The sequence below is a fragment of the Streptomyces sp. NRRL WC-3549 genome, from assembly GCF_000721935.1.
Classification (GTDB): Bacteria; Actinomycetota; Actinomycetes; order Streptomycetales; family Streptomycetaceae; genus Streptomyces.
The window spans coordinates 112,329-116,297 of the sequence record NZ_KL585386.1 but is presented as its reverse complement, the minus strand read 5'-3'; the positions used below and the strand labels follow the sequence as shown (position 1 = coordinate 116,297).

The following is a 3,969-nucleotide window of genomic DNA, read 5'->3' as shown; positions in this document are numbered from 1 at the left end:
GGGCGGGCGCCGCCGACTCCAGCAGCGGGCCCGCCGCGCTCAGCAGACCGGTGAGCCGGGCGGTGAGCGCCGACCGGGACGAGGGGTCGCACGCCGTGTCCAGCCAGGAAGCGACCCGGCGGCCCAGCTCGCCGGCCTCCGCGTGACCCAGCAGCACCCGCACTCGGCGAGCCGCACGCCGCCCACGAGGTCCGCCCGGTGGGCGAGTTCGAGCAGGGCGTGGGCGTCGGCGGGGTCCTCGGCGCCGGCCAGGCCGTCCACCTGGCGCACGGCGGCGGCCGTGAGCGACTCGGCCACGGTGTTCATCCGGTGGAGAGCGTCCTCGTCGGTCTCCGCTCCCGGGAAGTGACCCGCCCGCAACCGGTCCAGCAGGGCCAGTCCGGCCAGCAGTTCGGGCAGGGTGCCCGAGGGCGGAAGCACGTCGGCGGCGTCGTCCAGCCGTTCGGCGGTGAGCGCCGGCAGACCGCACTCGGCGGCCTGCTCCAGACCGTCGAGTGTCTGCGCGGCCGTGGGTCCGCCTTCCGCGCACTCGGCATGCCTCCGCTCGCGCAGGACGCCTTCGGCCGCCTGGGCGGCCGTGATGCCACGGACACCGGCGGCGGTCAGCATGGCCGCGGTGGCCGGGGTCCAGCGCACCTCCCAGCGCGAGGTGAGGGCATCCGCCCCGCCCGTCCCGACGACCTTCTTCGCCTCGGCGTAGGGCACACCGCACACGGTCAGCCGGCGCAGCAGCAGCTCGCGGCTCCGGTCCAGGTCGGACCGGAGCGGGTCCAGCCGCAGGTCACGCGCCGAGCCCGGGCCGGAGTCCATCGGCCCGGGCAGACCCAGCGAGGCGAGCTCCGCCTCCACCGCGGGACCCAGACCGCTGCGCGGCGCGTCCGGCGAAGGGCGCCCGACGCGTGTGCCGACCAGAACCCTCTCCATCGCGCGGGCGACGGCCCGTCCCCGGCCGTAGGGCTCGCCTTGGACCAGCACCGTCTGGACCGCCTCGACCAGTTCGCCCCGGCCGGCCGCGGGCAGTCCCCGCAGCCGGGCCAGGTCCCCTGCGAGACGGGTGACCTCCCGGGCGTCGGGCGGGCCCGACGGATGGCCGGTCGCCCGCAGTTCGGCGCAGATCCGCACGGCGGTACGCGTCAACGCCTCCTCCAGCGCGGCCGGATCGCCTGCCGCTTCCAGGACCAGGTGCTGCCACTCCGGGTCCCGGATGCCCGCCGGATAGCCGGAACGCTCGTCCAGGAGGGCGTAGGTGTACGGGATGAGGGACGTCGTCCACCCCGGGCCGCCGGGCCCGGCACCGCGCGCCCCCGCGCCGTTGGACGCGGCTCCCCCCGCCCCCGCACCGTTGGGCTCGCCCCCGTACGCCTCCGCGCCATCGGGCCGGGCCGCGAGCACCGCTCCACCGGGTCCGGCGCCCCACGTCCCCGCGTCGTCGGCCCCGGCCGGGAACGCCCCCGGCGGAGCCGCGACCAGCGCGGGCGCGTGGAAGGCGCCCACCACCAGGGCGGCCCGCGCACCGTCGGCGGTCGCGGCGTCCAGGCAGGACCGCATCCACCGCTCACGCCGCAGGTCCAGCTCGGCGAGCCCTCCCGATGCGGCGGCGTCCACCCGGAGCGCCCACCCGGTGAGCAGAGCCGCCCTGCGCAGCTCTTCCGGCGCCGACCCCGGCGCCCCGGCCTCCACCAGCCGGTCCCACAGATCGTCGCCGGGGCGGCCGGTGAGGCCGGTGCGCAGGGCTGCGGCCAGTCCGGCGGCGGGAGCCCCGACCCGCTCGCCTCCCTCTCGCACCGGTCCCGGTCCGCGCGTGCTGTCCACCCCGCCGGCCCGGTCGGCCAACGGCAGATCGCAGGCGACCACGCGTACCCCCCGCCGTGCGGCCCAGCGGACCGCCGCCAACTCGGGGGAGAAGTCGGCGAACGGATAGAACGCGGGCCCCCCGCCGACCGCGGGAGCCGCGGCCAGCGCGACCGGGGCCCGCGTTGCCTCGTGCGCGAGCCAGGGCAGCCACTCCTGGAATTCCGTGGGGAGTTCGACCAGCAGCACGTCCGGCTCCGCCTCGTCGAGAAGCGCCGGGACCACCGCGGCCAGGGACGGCGCGTGGTGCCGTACGCCGACGAGGTACGGGGCCGCCGGGCCGGTCAGCGCGGCGAGGGCCGCTTCGGGCGAAAGAGGGGCGCGGGACACGGCGGTCAGCCCTCCAGGACCGTGCGCAGGTCCCACAGGGTGCGCCAGGTGGCGGCACCCTGCTCGGCCCGGCGCCGCACCGGCCCGTCCCAGTACCCGCGCAGCCGGGCGGCGTCGGCCGGGTCGTCCTTGCGCACCACGCCCAGCAGATGGCCGGGCAGCAGCTCCAGCACGTCCCGGTCGCCGGGGAAGTACGCCGCCGCGAGACCCAGCGCCCCGGCCACGGAGACGGCCTCCGCGGTGCTCATCACCGTCGACGGACGCTCGACCTCCCATCCCTCGGCCGACCGTCCCTCCCGCAGATCACGGAACGCGGTCACCAGGGCCTCCAGGACGGCGTCGTCCACCCGGAAGGCCGCCCCCGCCCGCTCCACGGACGCCCGGGCCTGGGAGCGCACCAGCGCGGTCTCGGCGTCGAGGTCCGGGATGGGGCCCACGGTCTCGAAGTTGAAGCGGCGCTTGAGCGCGGCGGACATCTCGGACACGCCCTTGTCGCGCAGGTTGGCGGTGGCGACGAGATTGAACCCCGGAGCGGCGTGCGCCAGCGCGTCGGCGGAACCCGACAGCTCGGGGACGGCGATACGGCGCTCGGACAGCAGCGACACGAGGGAGTCCTGCACCTCGGGCAGGCACCGGGTGACCTCCTCGACGCGGGCTATCGCGCCCCGGCTCATCGCCGTGAGTACCGGGGACGGCACCAGCGCCTCCCGACTCGGCCCCTGAGCCAGCAGGAGGGCGTAGTTCCAGCCGTACTTGAGCTGGTCCTCGGTGGTACCCGCCGTGCCCTGCACCACCAGCCCGCTCGTGCCGCAGACGGCGGCGGACAGCAGCTCGGAGAGCATCGACTTGGCGGTGCCGGGCTCGCCCACGAGCAGCAGACCGCGCTCACCGGCGAGCGTGACGACGCACCGTTCGACCAGCGCGCGGTCACCGACGAACTTGCCCTCCACCACGAGGCGGCGGGGCACTCCCGCGGGGGCTTCGGCGTCGTCGGGCAGTTTGAGCGCCCGGCCGTCGCTGCCCATGACGAAGGTGACGACGGCGCGGGGGGTGAGGTGCCAGGCGGGCGGGCGCGGCCCGGTGTCGTACGCGGCGAGGAAGGCCAGTTCGGTGGAGTGGCGGTCCTCGGGAGGCACGATCTGCCGGGTCGCGTCGGCAGCGAGGGCGGTGGTCATCGGCGGGGGCCCTTCAGGGTGGTACGGAGATGTGTCCTGGTGATGGTCGGCGGTGCCGGACAGGGGCCCGGCCCGCGGCCCGGCCGGGGCTCTCATCGGCGGCCCTCCCGGGTGGCACGGGTGGTGAGCTGCTCGTACGCGGGCGCGTCCTGGGCGCACACCCGCTCCCAGGCCCGCCGGAAGAGCTCGGCCACGGGTATCCGGGGCACGGACCGCAGGTGCGGCGAGACGGTGTAGAGCCCCTCCTTCCAGATCTCCACCGGCAGCGCGGGGGACTTGAGGTCGAGCCAGCCGCCGGGCAGGAAGAGACTGCGGCCGGCGCGCGAACGCTTCGCCTCGACGACCAGGTCGGTCGCGGCCAGTGCGGCACGGGCCTTCTTGGTCCGCGACGGTTTCCACCCCGTCCACCGGGCGTGGTTGCGGTCCGTCGGGTCCGGCAGCGCCAGCAGTTGGAGGTAGAGAACGGCCGCGTCCTCGCCCAGCCCGTGTGCCTCGGCGACCTCGGCGACGAGACCGGGCACGCTCACCGCGGGGTCCTGCGCGTACCCTGCCGGCCCCCCGGCTCCCGCCGCGACCGCCCGGGCGAGATCGTCGCCCAGGACGGCGCGGACGG

1 protein-coding gene and 2 pseudogenes are annotated in these 3,969 nt (G+C 76.6%); all 3 read right to left on the bottom strand.

Annotated elements, in window-relative coordinates; genetic code table 11:
* Window positions 1-2,217, bottom strand: a pseudogene (locus tag IH13_RS40450) (DUF5682 family protein); the annotation flags it as partial.
* Window positions 2,187-3,356, bottom strand: a complete 1,170-nt coding sequence (locus IH13_RS0104900; protein WP_031081306.1) for an ATP-binding protein — start codon at window positions 3,354-3,356, stop codon at window positions 2,187-2,189. The gene IH13_RS0104900 and the pseudogene IH13_RS40450, both read right to left, overlap by 31 nt.
* A 92-nt stretch (window positions 3,357-3,448) precedes the next feature.
* Window positions 3,449-3,969, bottom strand: a pseudogene (locus tag IH13_RS0104895) (hypothetical protein); the annotation flags it as partial.

What these genes read in the sequence shown, in the direction of transcription:
- IH13_RS0104900 (WP_031081306.1), bottom strand. Translation starts at nt 3,356, where the DNA reads ATGACCACCGCCCTCGCTGCCGACGCGACCCGGCAGATCGTGCCTCCC.